At 34.9% G+C, this 17,190-nt stretch carries 16 protein-coding genes; 11 read left to right on the top strand and 5 right to left on the bottom strand.

Translation table 11 applies throughout. The annotated features are described in order from the left end of the window. Nucleotides 1-38: 38 nt before the first annotated feature. From ACT5E3_RS19445 to ACT5E3_RS19420, 6 genes are all read left to right on the top strand, one after another. Complete coding sequence (locus tag ACT5E3_RS19445) at nt 39-626, top strand: TetR/AcrR family transcriptional regulator (protein WP_444995218.1); 588 nt, start codon at nt 39-41, stop codon at nt 624-626. A gap of 144 nt (nt 627-770) precedes the next feature. Further along, the gene (locus tag ACT5E3_RS19440; RefSeq protein WP_444995217.1) at nt 771-908 is read left to right on the top strand and encodes a hypothetical protein; all 138 of its coding nucleotides are present in this window, start codon (nt 771-773) and stop codon (nt 906-908) included. Nucleotides 909-913: 5 nt separating this feature from the next. Beyond that, the gene (locus ACT5E3_RS19435) at nt 914-1,129 is read left to right on the top strand and encodes a hypothetical protein (protein ID WP_444995216.1); all 216 of its coding nucleotides are present in this window, start codon (nt 914-916) and stop codon (nt 1,127-1,129) included. Nucleotides 1,130-1,352: 223 nt separating this feature from the next. Then, nucleotides 1,353-3,323 (top strand): acyltransferase family protein, encoded by a 1,971-nt coding sequence (locus tag ACT5E3_RS19430; protein WP_444995215.1) that lies wholly within the window; start codon nt 1,353-1,355, stop codon nt 3,321-3,323. 324 nt (nt 3,324-3,647) lie between these two features. Continuing rightward, nucleotides 3,648-4,076 (top strand): GFA family protein, encoded by a 429-nt coding sequence (locus tag ACT5E3_RS19425; protein ID WP_444995214.1) that lies wholly within the window; start codon nt 3,648-3,650, stop codon nt 4,074-4,076. 117 nt (nt 4,077-4,193) lie between these two features. After that, the gene (locus ACT5E3_RS19420) at nt 4,194-5,300 is read left to right on the top strand and encodes a lipase family protein (protein WP_444995213.1); all 1,107 of its coding nucleotides are present in this window, start codon (nt 4,194-4,196) and stop codon (nt 5,298-5,300) included. A gap of 11 nt (nt 5,301-5,311) precedes the next feature. Here ACT5E3_RS19420 and ACT5E3_RS19415 read toward each other — a convergent pair whose 3' ends face one another. The 5 genes from ACT5E3_RS19415 to alkB form a co-directional block, all read right to left on the bottom strand. Then, nucleotides 5,312-7,513 (bottom strand): EAL domain-containing protein, encoded by a 2,202-nt coding sequence (locus tag ACT5E3_RS19415; RefSeq protein ID WP_444995212.1) that lies wholly within the window; start codon nt 7,511-7,513, stop codon nt 5,312-5,314. A 7-nt stretch (nt 7,514-7,520) separates the two neighbouring features. Next, complete coding sequence (locus ACT5E3_RS19410) at nt 7,521-8,018, bottom strand: Rab family GTPase (protein WP_444995211.1); 498 nt, start codon at nt 8,016-8,018, stop codon at nt 7,521-7,523. After that, on the bottom strand, nt 8,008-9,768 hold the full coding sequence (locus ACT5E3_RS19405; protein ID WP_444995210.1) for a hypothetical protein: 1,761 nt from the start codon (nt 9,766-9,768) through the stop codon (nt 8,008-8,010). Before ACT5E3_RS19405 ends, ACT5E3_RS19410 begins: the two co-directional genes overlap by 11 nt. A gap of 8 nt (nt 9,769-9,776) precedes the next feature. Beyond that, the gene (locus ACT5E3_RS19400) at nt 9,777-10,316 is read right to left on the bottom strand and encodes a hypothetical protein (protein ID WP_444995209.1); all 540 of its coding nucleotides are present in this window, start codon (nt 10,314-10,316) and stop codon (nt 9,777-9,779) included. A 304-nt stretch (nt 10,317-10,620) separates the two neighbouring features. Further along, on the bottom strand, nt 10,621-11,256 hold the full coding sequence (gene alkB / locus ACT5E3_RS19395; protein WP_444995208.1) for a DNA oxidative demethylase AlkB: 636 nt from the start codon (nt 11,254-11,256) through the stop codon (nt 10,621-10,623). A 184-nt stretch (nt 11,257-11,440) separates the two neighbouring features. Here alkB and ACT5E3_RS19390 point away from each other — a divergent pair, with 184 nt between their 5' ends. The 5 genes from ACT5E3_RS19390 to ACT5E3_RS19370 all read left to right on the top strand — a co-directional run bounded on the left by ACT5E3_RS19390 (nt 11,441) and on the right by ACT5E3_RS19370 (nt 17,113). Then, nucleotides 11,441-13,960: an esterase-like activity of phytase family protein gene (locus ACT5E3_RS19390; protein WP_444995207.1), complete on the top strand. Its 2,520-nt coding sequence runs from the start codon at nt 11,441-11,443 to the stop codon at nt 13,958-13,960. A gap of 423 nt (nt 13,961-14,383) precedes the next feature. Then, nucleotides 14,384-15,259: a protease HtpX gene (gene htpX, locus ACT5E3_RS19385; RefSeq protein WP_444995206.1), complete on the top strand. Its 876-nt coding sequence runs from the start codon at nt 14,384-14,386 to the stop codon at nt 15,257-15,259. Between the two features lie 85 nt (nt 15,260-15,344). Beyond that, nucleotides 15,345-15,602 carry a hypothetical protein gene (locus ACT5E3_RS19380; protein WP_444995205.1) on the top strand — a complete coding sequence of 86 codons (258 nt, stop codon included), beginning with the start codon at nt 15,345-15,347 and terminating at the stop codon, nt 15,600-15,602. 73 nt (nt 15,603-15,675) lie between these two features. Then, complete coding sequence (locus tag ACT5E3_RS19375) at nt 15,676-16,809, top strand: alanine racemase (RefSeq protein WP_444995204.1); 1,134 nt, start codon at nt 15,676-15,678, stop codon at nt 16,807-16,809. Next, entirely contained in the window at nt 16,799-17,113 is a 315-nt protein-coding gene (locus tag ACT5E3_RS19370; RefSeq protein ID WP_444995203.1) for a hypothetical protein, read from the top strand. Before ACT5E3_RS19375 ends, ACT5E3_RS19370 begins: the two co-directional genes overlap by 11 nt. The last annotated feature ends 77 nt before the right edge of the window (nt 17,114-17,190 follow it).

Below are 17,190 nucleotides of genomic sequence, written 5' to 3'. Positions count from 1 at the left end.
TATGATGTATTTATCGATAAGAAAAAATTGAGAGTAGTATGGGAAGGCCATCTAATAAATTACAAAGAAGGGCTCAAATCGTTCAGGCAATGATGCAAGTTATGGCCGAACAAGGCTATGAGGGGGCGTCAATCCAAGTAATCGCTCAGGCAGCAGGTTTGTCATCAGGTTTGATTCACTATCACTTTGAATCGAAACAAAAAATATTGTTGGCGGCGGTGGAAGAGTTAGCCCGTATTCTAGAGTTGCGTTATCTGGGATTTTGTGAACACGCAACGACTGCTGAGCTAAGATTAAAAGCTTTTATCAATGCAAGACTGGCCTTGGGAGAAGGCTCAAATGATAGTGCGGTTGCAGCTTGGGTAATGATTGCTGCTGAAGCGGTTAGGCAACCAGAAGTGAAGGAGGCTTTTTTGTTAGCATTAAAAGCACAGCAATCAGTTTTAAAAGAATTATTAAGTGATTATTTAGGATGTGAGTTAAGTGAAAGTGTGCTTGATAATAAAGTTGCTTTTGTTTTGGCGTTTATGGAAGGTGCTTTTTCTCTATCAATATCAGCGCAGGAATTGATGCCAAAAAACTGGGCGGCGGAAGAATTAATGAATACACTGCAAAGTCTGCGATAATAGACAACAATATGGGAAAACCCCATTTTAATCAACGGAGGGTTCGCGGTCATTGGTGGAGTCTACGGAAGAATAGCTAAAACATATATTCCACACAAATTCACTCGCGTTAAAAGAGGTTTTTTCGGTAGAATAGGTGAACGTATGGGAGTTTTAGATCCTAAAGTTATTGATACGAACGCAGCTCTTAGAACAAATGTTAGTGCTGGCGTTGGAGCTGGAATAGAGAATTTGCTAGCAGGTGTATATGCAGGTAAAGATTCTGAATGCGGATGTAATTAACCAAAATGGATAAACAAAATATTTATAGCTTGTTAAAAAAGATTACAAATGGCACTTTGCTATTGTTATTTTGTACATTAGCACTTGCCGCCCTAGACTATTACTTTTTTGATGGATTATATAGAAGCAAACTTAGGATAATTGGAATAAGTGCTTTATGTATTTTCTTTTTAGGTATACTTATTGCCTTAATTGAAGGTATCAAAAAAAATAAGCCCTAGTTTTTATTAAAGAACTAAAATAAAGAACCTCGATGAAACACCTTCTCGGATAATCGAGGTTTTTTTACCATCATGGAAATTATTTAAAACCGTAGCCTTAATTATAAATATTTTAACTACCGCACAAATGGCTAAAAATATTAAAGAAAAAATGAAATCTATTTTAATAACTTAAGGAATTAATGTATCTTTATACAAAATAAAGAATGGTCAAAGTTAATTAATGTCAACAGCAATTCAACTTTCATTTCGCCCTGATATTCAAGGATTGCGGGCTATTGCTATTTTGTTGGTCATATTAGCCCATGCAAACTTTTCTTTCTTTGCGGGAGGCTTTATTGGTGTTGATGTCTTTTTTGTTCTTTCTGGTTATTTAATCACTGGGCTTCTTTATCAAGAGTATCAAAAAACAGAAACCATTCGTTTTCTTCAATTTTTAGCAAGAAGGTTAAGACGACTGTTACCAGCACTGTTATTTATGATTTGTTGTATCTGTTTTTTGGCTCCAATGATTATTTCTAGTTATGAAGTGAATGAGCAAAGCCAGTCATTGTATTACTCAGCCACTTGGACTAGTAATTTATTTTTTGCGTTTTCTAATAAAGATTATTTTTCTGATTTGCAAACAAAGGATTTATTTTTACATACTTGGTCATTAAGTATTGAAGAGCAGTTTTATCTCATTTGGCCAATGTTTATTTTAGCTGTTATGTCTTGGGTAAAAACATCTTCAATATCTAAAGAAAATACTTTACTGATTGCGCTGGGTATGATTGCAACGAGCAGCTTAGCGTTATCACTTTATTGGTCTTACACTCAACCATTGTGGTCTTTTTACTTAATGCCTTCGCGCATCTGGCAGTTTTCTCTCGGTGCGGGGGGTTATCTTTGGCAACAAAAAACTCATCAATCCGGCAACCACCAGCCACTCTATACCTATATCGGTTTGGTACTCATATTTGGAAGTGCAATATTCATGCACTCTGAATTAGTTTATCCCGGCTTCTGGGCTTTGCTTCCCTCTTTCGGTACCGCTTTAATCATTGCTAACAAAAAATCTGATAAACAAAATTCTATTAATAAGTTATTAGCTTCTTCCTTATTAACATGGATTGGTAATCGTTCATATTCATTATATCTCTGGCACTGGCCAGTCTTAATATTGGGCTTTTCTATTGGGATAGAAAAAACCAACATCATCATTCTATTGTTAATTTCACTACTACTTTCTATGATGAGCTATCGCTTAATAGAACTGCCATTTTGGAAAGGAGCATTGAGTAGGTATTCGGCTCCTATTACTATTTTAGTATCAGTAATTTTTATCAGCATTACTCTATTAGGTTTAACAAAATACCTCACTTATCAATCAGAAAATGACAATAGAGAACCCATTAAAAAAGCAATAGCCGCTAAAATGGACGCACCGATTATTTACCCATACAACTGTGATACTTGGTATCTTGATGCTGAAGTTCGTCCTTGCGCTTTTGGGCCTAAAGATGCTGAAAAAACAGTTATTCTATTAGGCGATAGTGTATTAGCGCAATGGTTTTCTGCTTTACCAGAGATATTTAAAAAGCCTGAATGGCAAATTATTGTATTTACTAAATCAGCCTGTCCTATGGTTGATGAAGATATATTTTATGAACGAATTGGTAAAAATTTTGATATATGTACACAATGGCGAAATAAAATACTTAATCTACTTTCATCTTATCAACCGGATGTAATAATAACCGGAAGTTCAGCGACTTATAATTTTACAGAAAAACAGTGGCTTAATGGTTCAAAACGTATTTTTGATCGATTATCAACTATAGCCAATCAAGTGATTATCATTCCTGGTACACCAAGTCTTTCATTTAATGCACCAGGATGTTTAGTCAAACAGTATGAAACAATGGACATGCAAGAAATTGTAGATAGTACTCTTTGCGAAGAAGTTATTTCAAGTCCTATGATTCAAAACATTGAAAATTACTTGAAAAGCACAGTAAAAAAATACTCAAATATACACTTATTATCACTTAATGATTTAGTCTGTCCTAAACAGTTATGTCAAGCAAAAACAGCAGACGGAACAATTATTTTTCGCGATCACCAACACCTTACTGATTCTTTTGTGAAAAAACAGATCCCAGATATATCAGAGCGTCTTTTTGAGTTGATACCTGCTTTAACTAATCAATAAACAAGACATTTATTTATGTATAAGTAAAAGAAAGTACATTGGATGGTATAATTTTGGGACAGTGATACTCTTGTTACCCACTGCAATTAAAACCTTAATATAAAAATTATTACGGAAACTGCCCAATTCTCCAGCACTATAATGGCATAGTTAAATAGAAATAGCAGATAATTATTTCTATTACTAAGTGGCAGCATTTAAGCTGACGTTACATGGTTTATTTTATAATAAGCATTAATAGATGTTACTTATGTCATTGTCGTTTGAAGAAAAAAACAACCTGTTGATACAATTAATATGAAAGATGAATGAGGCTAGTTAAGTATGACTATCGAACAAAAACAATTTTATCAAGGGCAATGTCTTTGTGGTGCTATTCAGTATCGAGTGACTCATATAAATCAACAAATGGGGCATTGTCATTGTTCAATGTGTCGAAAATTTCACGGTGCGGCTTTTGCAACTTTTGGGGTTGCAGCGAAAAAAAACTTTGAATGGTTAAAAGGTGAAGATCAATTAAAGAGTTACATTGCAAGTAATGGTAGTAAACGTCAATTTTGTCAGCATTGTGGTTCGAGTATGACATTTGAAGAGAAAAACTCTGATGGCAATGTGGTTGAGTTTACACTAGGGACTTTAGATTCTGAGATTGAAGAACGCCCTGATGCACATATTTATGTTGACTATAAAGCCAATTGGTTTTCAATTAGTGATGAGCTTCCACAGTTTCTTGAGGGAAGGGAAAAGGAATAAACATTGGAAGAAAACTATTTTTTAGTGAGTGTTATATGAATGTTGATAGGTAATATAATTACTTGATTACAAAGTCTTTGAATACTACTATGAAGAAATCAAATCAAGGAGAAGATAATGAATAATGATAAAGACATACTCGCTAAATCACCTTTGTTAGATGATAGCAATAAGTACTTCCAATCAAAAGGTTTAATGACACCTCCAACCTATAGAGCTGCATTCAGTGATCGACAAGCATGGTTAATGGCGGAACTTTCTCGCTTAGCTTACTTTCCTTTTGAGGGAGGGCATCAAATAACAAAGTTTTTAAAAATTGTCGAGAGCTTTGTTGAAAATAAAGCAACATTTCAAAAAATTGAGAAAGTTGCTGATTCCCTATTAGGTGGCCATCGTGTAGGGTTGGAAGCTGCTCGACAAGCATTTCAAAGTATTTTAGAAGCTCATGGCTTTGAATTAATTGATGTCTTTAATGAAAATGAAACTCAGGCTTTTCTTGCTAAAAGAGGTCAGACAGCTTATCTGATATATCGAGGAACAGAGAGTTTTGGTGATATTAAAGCAGATATTTCTGCTAAATTAATCGATGTTGAACTTAATCAAATCAAAACCAAAGTTCATTCAGGATTTTGGCAACAGTTTATCGATGTACACCCAAGAGTGAGCGAAGCGTTAGAAAAAGTTGCTACTTGTCAATTGTTCATTGGAGGGCATAGTCTTGGAGGGGCTTTGGCTAATTTAGCAACAAAGTTTTATTCACATTGTTCTTGTGGTGGTACTTATACATTTGGTGCTCCTGCTGTGAGTTTACCAAGCTTTCAAGATGATATAAAAACACCAATCTATCGTATTGTTAATGCTCGTGATCCTGTTCCATTATTGCCTAATCCTGCAATGGTGCATGCATTAGGTTTTATCTGGCATTATTTATCAAGATTACTTGGTTTTATTGGTACAAAAAAACAAAAAGAAATAGCTCTCTTATTAAGAGATATGGCTAAAATGGATCAAATTGGTTATCCCAGTCGAATTATTTATATTGGTACAGAAGTGAAGTTGCGTTACAGTTTAAGTATTTATCAAAAGGTGGTGTTGTGGGCAAAAGAGCCTTGGTTCAATTATTCATTAGAGCAGCGCTTTATTAGTCATCACAAAATATCAAGATACACCAAAGCGTTGCGTCAATGGGGAGAGAAACGAACTGCTGATAATCATAAGGGATAATAATTTTTACACTATGGAATTGAAAATGATTGATAAAGAGCAATTAAGTCTTTTGAATTAAGTGGTGCATGAAATAAAAAACCTTGAACAAAGTCGCATTGATGTTTACGTAAATATTCAAGTTGATTATGATTTTCAATGCCTTCTGCAATAACCCGAATAGAAAGTTGATGAGCCATACTGATAATGGATTTCACAATAGTGCTGCTTTGTTGATTATGTGGCAACTCATGGATAAAACTGCGATCAATTTTTAAAATATCAACAGGTAATTTTTTGAGGTAACTTAATGAAGAGTAACCCGTACCAAAATCGTCTAATGAGATTGATACTCCAAGCTTTTGCAATTGCTTTAATTGTAAGATGACATTATTCATATCTTCCAAAAACAGGCTCTCAGTAACTTCTAATTCGAGTTGTTCTGGTGGAATAGAGTAACTATTCAAAGCGAGTTTAACATCGTTAGTTAAATTGGAGTACTTAAATTGTTTGGGGGAAACATTAATTGATACTTTAGCATTAATTCCTTGAGTGTTTAAACGTTCGATTTGTTCACAGGCTGTTGATAAAACCCATTGACCAATTTCAATAATGAGTCCGGACTCTTCTGCAATAGAAATAAAGTCAGCGGGTGTCATTAGCCCTTGTTTTGGATGGTGCCAACGGATCAAGGCTTCTATTCTATGCTCACTAATTTCACCAATACAAATTTGTGGTTGATAAAGCAATTCAAATTCATTATTAACTAAAGCACTTTTTAACCCCTGTTCAATATGTAGTTTTTGAATGATTTTTCCTTTGCTATCTGGGCCTGCAAATTGAAATTGATTTCTACCCATTTCTTTAGCATGGTACATCGCATAGTCAGCATTTTTGACTAACTGACGTGATGATAAGCCGTGCTGAGGATAAATCGCAATTCCAATACTGGCGCTAACATTTAAAATAAAGTCATTAAATGAAACATCGCGATAAATATTATCGTTGAGCCTTTGTGCTATTTTAGTTAAGGATTTATTATTAGAGAAGTTATTAATAACAACAACAAATTCGTCACCACCTAAATTAGCGACATAATCTTTTTGTTTTAAACAACGCTTAAGACGGTTGGCAACCGTTGTTAGTAAAAAATCAGCTTGACGAGGTCCTAAATCATCGTTTACCTGCTTAAAGTGATCTAGATCGATATATAATAGTGCAACTTGTTCGTTACTTGCTTTGGCTTTTTGTATCGTGTCGGATAAATAGCGCCAAAAATTTCTTCTGTTAGGTAATCGGGTTGTTGCATCTATTTGTGAAATTCTTTCCAGTTCTTCTGTAGAAAAGCGAAGTTCACTGATATCATTTGCAACGCAAATATAACGAGACAAATTTTGATGCTCATCGAGTATTGGTGCAATAATTAATCTAACCCACTTTTTTTGGTTGTCGTTATCGCTTGTTTCAAACTCACCTTCCCAATAGTTACCACTGCTGAGTACTCGGCCAATTTCAGGATATTGACGTTCCGCTTCTTGAGTCCATTTATTTAAAAGAGATTTTTTTTCTATGTCTGCTTCTTGTGAAAAAGAATAGATGTCAATAAGTGCTTTGTTATAAATTTCTACGCTACCATCTTCTTTGCAGACCATAACGGCGCAGCTCTCTTTTTCTATGTTATCAATGATTTCTTTTTCTGGAGTGTTCTGCTGATAAAAAACCTCTAGATCTTTATGAAGTTCACGTTGATGGCTTAATATAGAATATTCAAGCTTTTCATTTTTTAATGCGAGGTTTCTAGCATTTTGAAAAACCTTATGGCGTAAGTCAAAGTTAGTCGTTTCATTAACAATTAGTAATATAGCTGTATTGTCTACACAAATTGCAACGGCTTCTAAATATAGCTCTTCAATTTCGCTAATGGTTTCTGTCCATAATCCGGAACGAACATGACCATTGTTTTTTTTATTCCAAACTATTTCTGCATCATATAAAAAGTTTTCAATAAAAGGAAAGTGTTCTCCAATATTAATACTTTGATGAAGAGTGAATGCTTGTGTTGTTTTTTTTAAATAAAGAGATTGAAACCATTTAGGAGGATAATGTAGTGGATAAAACTGATTATCATCAGAGAGTACCAATGCCGTAATATTAAGTTGTCTTAAAATGACGTTGAGTAACCGTTCTTTATCTAACTGAGAGAAGAAGTGTTCCTTTTTGTTTTTATTGTTCACTGTAAAGCTACTCCTGTAACATAAGCTCTGCTATTCTATAAAAGGCTTTATCTACATTGTTTCCTGATTTTGCACTAGTAGTAAATATATTGTTTTTATTGATTTTTAAGGCTTTAACTTTTTCATCTGAGAACGTCCATTCTTGTTTAAGATCATTTTTGTTAATTAATAATATAACTTGGCAATGTTTAGTTGATTTTTCAATTTGTACTTTAAGCTGTTGAGCAACCTCTAGTGTATTAGGTCGAGTGCCATCAGTCACGATAATAACACCGCTAGCGCCTCTTAAATAAGATGACTTTAAATCGGTAAAAATATCAACACCTTCTATGTCCCAAATCATCAGTTGAACTTTATTATCATTGATTAATAGCTGTCGTTTGTCTATTTTTACACCAATAGTTGTATGATATTTTTCATTAAAAATACTATCCACATACTGTTTGACTAAACTCGTTTTTCCCACAGCAAAAGCGCCAACCATACATACCTTCTTATTTATCATGGTTTTCCTCCGCTAATTCTGAATATAATATTTGAATGTTAACTCTACGTTGCATATGATTGGGCACACTATCGAGATCTTTAGCGCCAACTCCCCAACTAACAATTAGTTCATGATTAATATTATTAGATTTTAATATAGATTCTACTAGGAGAGCTCTTTTTTCACTCAACTCTTGATTAATCAGTTTTCCTCCTTGTTGATCGGCTACACCAATAATTCCAATCTGTATCATTTTTATACCTGCTGAAGATTGAAGCTTTTCAATCATTTTTATATTGCTAATGATTTGATTGAGTACTGGTAAGCTGGAGTCTTTTAATATATCTGAAGCGACTTTGAAGTAAACTGATTGATTGTTAGTTTTTTGAATTAATTGAGTGATTTGATTTTTATACTTTGCTTGTTTGCTTTCATTGATAAGAATCGTAGCGTTACCTATATTAACAGATGAAAAAAGTGATTGTGTAATTGGATCTTTTTTTAGTTTTTCTAGCGTGTTCAGGTGAATGTTTCCCTGTATTACTAGCTCATTTTTTTGAGAAGAAAAACGATTTTTTTCTAAGGAGCCATATTTTTGTTGTAGGATAGGAATAAATAATTGTGGATCTTCCATAATTGCTGTTTTTGTAATAATACTAATGGCTGTTTTTTCAATACTGAGTTTGCTTTTTAATTGTTTAGTTGTGATTGAGCTAGGAGAGCGTAATACATTAATTAACACTTTATCCTTTAATGTTTTATGAGCTAGGTATTGATAACCAGGCTCTTTTTTTATTATTGCTATATGATTGTTTATTTCTCTATCTTTTTGCCATTTGACATACCCAAGTTGTATGAATAGAAGAGCGAACAGTGTTAATAATACTAAGACTCCCCAAGGTTTTGAACGTTCAGGTTGATTAAATTGTTGAATTAATGCGTCGTTTAGCGTTGGCTCACAAGCCGCTAAATCTTTTGTGTTTCCATTAAAGTTTTCTAGTTCATGCGAAAAGTCTTTATGTATATTTTCAAGTGTTTCTATTAAACATTGTTTTACCTCTTTTCCCGTGTTTCCTCTAACTGCAAATGCCAATACCGCAAATGGCCCTGACTCTATCAACAAGCTGAGTTCGCCAAACTGAATAACATTGAGTGTTTGTTCTTGCTGAAATGAGTCATTGATAAAGTCTGAAATGGCACTTAACATTGCAGAAACAAGATCTGGATCTTGATGACTTATGCCACTGGCACTGGTTGAGTTTAATAGTAGTCCGGTTTCACGGTGTATTAAAAATATTTGTTCTACTCGGTATTGAATATTTTGTAGTAAAACATATTGTCCATAAGATATGTTAGAACGCCAAGCTTTTATTCGCCAAATGAGTGAGCGAGCTGTGAGACTTTGTTGAAGAATATGGTTTAGAGAATACACCATGTCAGCTAAAGCATTGGCTACTGCTTTTCTAACAGCAGGGCCCATTATTGGAAAAATAACATTAGTAATTCGTCGAGGGTTACTTTTTATCGATTCTTCTATTGCAGATTCAACCATTGGGGTCATCTGACGACTTAAGCTATCGTCTTGCTGATTACGCTGATGAAATGCTTCACCAATAATATCAGTTAACCACTGTATATCGCCTTTTTCTGTTATTTCCTTGATGGTTTTTTCATAGTTATCGCCGAGTATAAGTGTACGAAGTCGTTGATAATCTTTATCAATGGTTGCTTTTTCACTCGCTTTATTTTGGGGGTGATCCTTCGTCATGATTTAGCCTAGTTTTGATTCAGGTTAACCGCCATACTTTCGAGTAGACTGGCTAGGGTTTTTCTATCGGCTTTATTTTCTCTGAGTTCTTGGGCACTTTGATCAATTTTTTGCGAGAGGATTTTTATCTCTTTTTCAAGCGTGCTATAAAGTGATTTAGATGAGTCATTTAAATCTGATTGCACCTCCGCAATATCTGATTCTGTTTGTTGTTGAAACTTTTGTAATGTTTTATTAACAGAAACAATTGTTTCATCTAATATGCTCTCTTGACTAATATGTTCTAAGCGATTGTTCTCAATTATATCTTTTAATTCGTCAAAGTTTTTTTGAATATTTTTCTCAAATTGTTTATTAGATTTTTTTACAGAACATTCTAATTCATGTATGCGTTGACTAAGGGATTGGTTATGAGACTCTATAACAGATTTTAATTCATCAACTTGTTCGCCAAATAGCAACTCACGAATATTGGTTAATTTGTCTAATGCTTCGGTGCTTTTAGTTTTTTTTACTGATTTAGGTTTTATTGGCTCTTTTTTATTCATAATCTTTCCCTGTCAATAATTGGTGTTTAACTATTGATAGTTAGTAATTGTCAATGCAATACCATACCATTGTAGACACTAACGCTAAGAAACGACTGAGGTCGATTTTCGACCAACTATAAATGGATAATTAAGTTATTCGAATGATTAATATTAACTGTGTAATTCAGGGTGACTTTGCGCTAATTCCCCATTTATAAGGTAGACTACTCATTTACTATAGTCCAATTTTTTATTAATTTTAAACTACTAATAACGTTTGATTATTCTGACTAATAGACTGATTTTATCGTGATGCAGTTGCTTACATACATTTTCTGAAAGTAAGATTAATTCGGTAGTTGAGGTTAGGATTATAAGGATCTGCTTTTAATGTTTTAACACCATGATAGATTAAGCGTGATTTTCCTCCCCAAACCATCACATCACCATCATATAAGGGTACATTAGTGGATGGACCACTTCGTTGTTGGCCAAATATTTGAAAAATAGCATTAAGTCCTAATGAGATTGATATAATAGGCCAACGAAAGTTTTTTTCATTTTTATCTTGGTGTGATCCTAATTTAGAGCCAATCACATAATGGTTAATTAAACAGGTATCAGGAATAAAATCTGTATAACCAATTTTTTTTGATGCTTGTAAGGCTATCTGGTTTAAGTACTCAGGTATTTTCGGCCAAGGTTTTTGAGTCTCTGGATCAGTTGCAGAATATCGATAACCCTTTAGGTCAGATACCCAGCCGTAATCACCACAACTTGTCATTGCAATATTCGTATAGTGTCCATTGGGCGTTAGCATCTTTCTGAAAGGGGCTTGTTGAGTAATCGATGGGATATAGCTTAAGAGTTGTTGAGAATTAACAAAATTAGATAAAAGAAATGTTTCAGGGTAGATTTCTTCTTGTTCAGGACGGGCTAAGGTAAAAAGATCACTCATGGGGTATTTTCGAGTAAGAAAGATATCAATATTGTTAAAACTGAAAGCTTATATTAACAGTGATTGAGTGCACATGGAAAATTTATTAAAAATAAGCCTTCACTTTTTTGTCATAAAGTTGTCAGACACTTGTCATCTACTCAGTTAAGAATCACTGTTTTGAGATAATGATTGGGTAAAGAATATGAAGTTTATAAAAAATGGCTTTGGGATTATTCCAGCGGTCATGTCTGCCGTAATATTGGCGGGATGTGTGGATGATGGTAAAGATGGAACTAATGGCGATAGCGGTGTTGATGGAAAAAACAGTTTAGTTGTTCAAACTATTTTATTATCGGGTAACGAACAATGCTTTAAAGGAGGGACTCGGTTAGATACAGGGATTGATAACAATGCCAATGGTGAACTCGATACCTCTGAAATCAAACAAACTTCTTATTTATGTTCGCAATCGCGGCTCAATACTGTGCAAAACTTTATAAGAATAGCTTCTTTTCCCGTTTGCTCACAAATCGATATTAATTGCGATACAGAGACTGAAACCGCTGCTGAAATTGTTGCAGCCAGTAGTGATGGAAGAATCTTAATTTATACCGATAGTCCCACAGAAAAAGTAGGTTTTGTTGATATTAACAACCCTGATTCACCAGTTGGTTTAGGGAGCGTTGCACTTTCTGGTGAGCCGACGTCTGTTGCTGTTAAGGATGATTACGCATTGGTTGCTGTTAATACATCAACAGACTTTATTAATGTGAGCGGTGAGTTAGTTGTAATTAATATTGGTTCACAAACTCTAGTGACAAGTATTGCCTTAGGCGGACAACCTGATTCAATTGCTGTGAGTCCGGATGGTAATTATGCGGCTGTTGTTATTGAAAATGAAAGAGATGAAGATTTAAGTGATGGTACGCCTCCACAATTACCGGCTGGCTCTTTAGTTGTGATTGATACTAGCAATACAGATCCTTCTCAATGGTCTTCATCAACTGTAGATTTAACAGGAATAGCTAGTCTATATTCAAGTGATCCAGAGCCTGAATATGTTGACATAAATGCTAATAATATTGCTGTTGTTACGTTACAGGAAAACAACCATATTGTATTAGTTGACTTAACCGATGGTAGTATTGTTGAGCATTTTTCTGCTGGTTCTGTAGATTTGTCGCAAATTGATGCAACTGAAGGTAAGCTGTTAAAAATTGATCAAGTGGAGTCGTTAACAGGGATTACCCGTGAACCTGATGGCGTGAGTTGGATTAACCGTGATTATTTTGCTACCGCTGATGAAGGTGATCTTAATGGGGGAAGTCGCGGATTTACGATATTTAATACTAAAGGAGAAGTTGTCTGGTCTTCTGGTGCGGAGTTAGATCATATGGCTGCACAATTTGGACATTATCCTGATAAGCGTTCAGGCAATAAGGGTAATGAACCAGAAAATGTAGAGGTTGGAATTTATGGTGTAGATCGTTATTTGTTTGTTAATTCAGAACGTTCTAGTTTGGTTTTTGTTTATGATGTGGCTGATCCTAAAAAGCCTATATTCAAACAGGTATTACCTGCAGCAGCAGGTCCAGAAGGTGGGTTATCAATTCCTTCGCGCAATTTACTTGTTGTGGCAAGTGAGGAAGATAGCCGTGGTGACAAGTTGCGTTCTACAATTAACATTTATCGTTACCAGCACCATGAAGCAACCTATCCAACGATTAAGTCAGTTTATCGCACCAATGGTACGCCCATCTCTTGGGGAGCCTTATCAGGTCTTTCGGCTGATCCTGTTGATGAGCATATACTATATTCTGTAGAAGATAGTTTCTACCAATCGAACCGAATTTTCACTCTTGATGTGAGTCAAGCGCCTGCAAAAATTATTAAAGAAACGACGATTAAAGATACAAATGATATCTTTGTTGGCATTTCAACTGTGATATTAGCGGATGAATCTGTTGATGCTGATGATGCTACCAGGATTAATGTTTTTGATAGTGCTGATTTAAAAGCCATGCTGAACGATGATAAAACAGTCAATATCGATCCCGAAGGAATCGCCAAATCGGCTGATGGAGGTTTTTGGGTCGCTTCTGAAGGTAGTGGTAGCGTTGGTGATTCGGGACGCCCCATTAATTCATTGAATTTTCTATTTAAAATTGATTCGCAAGGTGTCATTACACGTGTTATTACTTTACCCGAAACAATTAACAATAAGCAGATTCGTTTTGGTTTTGAAGGTGTCGCTGAATATGGCAATAAAGTTTATGTCGTTTTTCAGAGGGCATGGGAAGGTGATACTAATCCGCGGATCGGCATTTATGATCTTATTAATTCTAGTTGGTCATTTGTTTTTTATCCTCTAGACATGGCCGAATCACAAAATGGTGGTTGGGTTGGATTATCTGATATTACGGCATTAGAAAATGGTGAATTTTTGATTTTAGAACGTGATAATCAAGGTGGACCTGACGCCGTTATCAAGCGCTTATATCGTATCGATTTATCATCTCCAGTTGCAAACAGTGTGGTTGATAAGTCGCTAGTTAAAAGCTTAATTACTGATTTACAGCAAGCTGGTGGGTTAGTGGCAGAAAAAGTTGAAGGCTCTGCTGTTATGGCTAATGGAGATGTTTATATTGTTAATGATAATGATGGTGTAGATGATAATAGTGGTGAAACACAGTTAATTAATCTTGGAAAAATTCTTCATTAAAAATAAGTGTTTTTATTACACATTGTTAGTCCCTTGGCTCCTACTATTAGGAGCCTTTTTTATTGCTGATTAAAATAATAAGTAACTTGTTCATGGGGTTCAGTAATCCACTAAACCGTTGTAGGAAAATCATTCAATGAGACATAACAGCGGCTTTATTATTCATAATGTATAATAAAGTCGTTTTTGTTAATGTTATGTCTAAAATTCAGGGTAAGTAAATATTGCTAATTTTTCTAAAGCCATTAATACTAGGTAGCCATTTTATGAGTTATCTATTGGTTGTAGAGTGCTTTTTGGTACAAAGATTATTAACTTAAACTTTGTTACATTAAATGGTGAATTCAAAACTTGAAATCGAGTGCCTTAAACAACATATTGTTCTGTGAAGTAATTGGTTACTTTTCTTGATGAGTGAGAGAGATGAAGAGAATATTTTTATTTTTAGCGACTAATATCGCCATTATTGTAGTATTAAGCATTGTACTTAGCATACTTGGCCCGATGCTTGGCTTGGAACCCGGCAGTTATGGCAGCTTATTGCTGTTTGCTGCAGTTTTTGGTTTTGGTGGGGCTTTTATATCATTGTTACTTTCCAAAACAATCGCAAAACACTCTGTTGGTGCACAGGTTATTAATCAACCAAACAGTGAAGTTGAACGTTGGTTAGTCAATACTGTTGCACGACAAGCCAAACAAGCTGGGGTAGGTATGCCTGAAGTGGCTATTTATGACTCCCCTGAAATGAATGCTTTTGCAACAGGAGCGAGTCGTAATAATTCTTTAGTTGCTGTGAGTAGTGGTTTGTTAAGGCATATGGAAAAACAGGAAGTTGAAGCGGTTTTGGCTCATGAAATTTCTCATGTTGCCAATGGTGATATGGTTACATTAACTTTAATTCAAGGTGTTGTTAATACTTTTGTGATTTTTCTGGCGCGAGCGATTGCCGGCGTGATTAACAGTGCGTTGCGTGGTAATAATAATCAGGGGGGCGGGCTCGGTGGCTTTGCGTATTATGGTATAGTTATTGTGTTGGAAATTGTGTTTGGCATATTAGCAAGCATTATTGTTATGTGGTTTTCTCGTCAACGAGAATACCGAGCAGATGCTGGTGCTGCACGATTGGAAGGTAGTCATGCAATGATCGCTGCACTTAATCGATTAAAAGGTAATCATGAGAGTCAGTTGGAAGGAACAATGACTGCATTCGGAATCGCAGGTAAAAGATCTAGAGCAGAATGGTTTATGAGCCATCCTCCTATTGAAAAGCGAATAGCAGCCTTACGTGAAATAGCATAACTTAATTTTTAAATCTGGCTGCTAGTCTAACCCTGGTAGCCTTCAAAATATTATAGTTTTCAAAATAATTTCGTATAGGTGAAATATGTACAACATATTTAATAGTTTTAAAATAATGGTGCTTTTAAGTCTAACTATATCATTAACAAGTTGCTCATTGTTTATGGGGCCTGATAAGCAGTTTAATAATGAAGTAATCGGTGCTTATGAAATTGCTGAAGGTGCATTAAGTCACAATAGTCAACCCAAAAGTTGTGAATCAAAAAGTAAAAAAGAAAAAGCAGCTTGCCAAAAACAGGTTGATGCATTGGTGAAATCAATAGAAAACTCAAAAAATAAATAATGCGATTCATTATGGATGATTTAATTAATATAAATATTTGATTGGCCTTAGCACTGATGAGGGAGAAATAATAATGGATCTTTTTACTATTGAAACACCTTGTCTGGTTTTGGATAAAAGAAAACTTGTAAAGAATATTGCTTATATCAAAGAACGATTGAGTAAACTAGGCGTTAATTTAAGGCCCCATGGAAAGACAGCGAAAAATATCGATGTTATTACAATGGCGTTAGAAGGGCAGAAAGGTGGAATTACTGTCTCAACATTAAAAGAAGCTGAATATTATTTTAGTCATGGTATTAACGATATTATTTATGCGGTTGGTATTGCACCCGTTAAATTGGATCGTATAGTCGACTTGATAAAAAAGGGTGCTCATATTACTGTCATTCTTGATTCATTAGAACAGGCGAAATTTGTTGCTGAGAAAGGTTTGTTACATGGTATCGATATTCCCGCTTTAATTGAATTAGATTGCGATGGACATCGTTCTGGGATCACAGTTGATGATTCTCTTATGTTAGATATCGGAAGTTTTATCAATAATAAAGAAGGCATTAACCTGGCCGGAGTATTGACTCATGCGGGAGAGTCGTACCAATGTCAATCGGTAGAAGAGATAAGAGCGTTAGCTAAAATAGAACGTGATATTGCTGTCAAATCGGCAGAAATTTTAAAGAAAAATGGTTTGCCTTGTTCTATTGTAAGTGTGGGTTCAACGCCAACGGCTAGTTTTGCTGAAGAACTTAGTGGCATAACAGAAGTTAGAGCAGGCGTTTTTATGTTCTATGATTTGGTGATGGCTGGATTAGGTGTTTGTGATAAAAACGATATCGCTGTTTCTGTGTTAACTTCAGTGATTGGTCATCAAAAAAGTAAAGGTTGGGTCATTACTGACGCTGGTTGGACTGCACTTTCACGTGATAGAGGAACTGCTTCGCAAAAGGTTGATCAAGGGTATGGAGTCGTTTGTGATGTAAGCGGTAAACCAATTGACAATATGCTTGTATCAAGTACTAATCAAGAACATGGTATTATCTTAAGTCGAATAAAAGAAGAGCTGGATTGGGACTCTTTCGCAATTGGTAACTTATTTCGAGTTCTACCAAATCATGCCTGCGCAACAGGAGCAATGCATGAGCACTATTATGTTGTTGACGGTTCTACAGAAGTTGTAGATGTTTGGCATCGTGTAAATGGTTGGTAAATATAAAGTGATGAATGATTTAGAAAAGCAACAACTGATTAACTCAAGTTGGGAGCTACATCGTGTTATTGAAAATAGTTATTTAACACACCCTGCCTCTAAGGGAGATGAACTATGGTTAGAAAAACAACGGATATTATTAGCTGATATGGCTATTCATTTATTACAAACGGCTATTAACCCAGGTTCGATTGAACTTGATAAATTAAAAAATAATCTACACGCTATTTTAACTATTTCTGATCAATTTTTACCTGAAGCTAAATTGAAGCAAACTACCGAAAATTTATACGCTAATAATTAATAATTGGCTCTTTTCCATTAAGTAGACATTTTATTCAATTAATAGATAGTTCACAGAATGTAAACTATTATCATGTA

It is taken from the genome of Aliikangiella litoralis (genome assembly GCF_052495765.1).
Note: the sequence above shows the minus strand (reverse complement) of the source record. Positions and strands in the feature narration are given on the sequence as shown.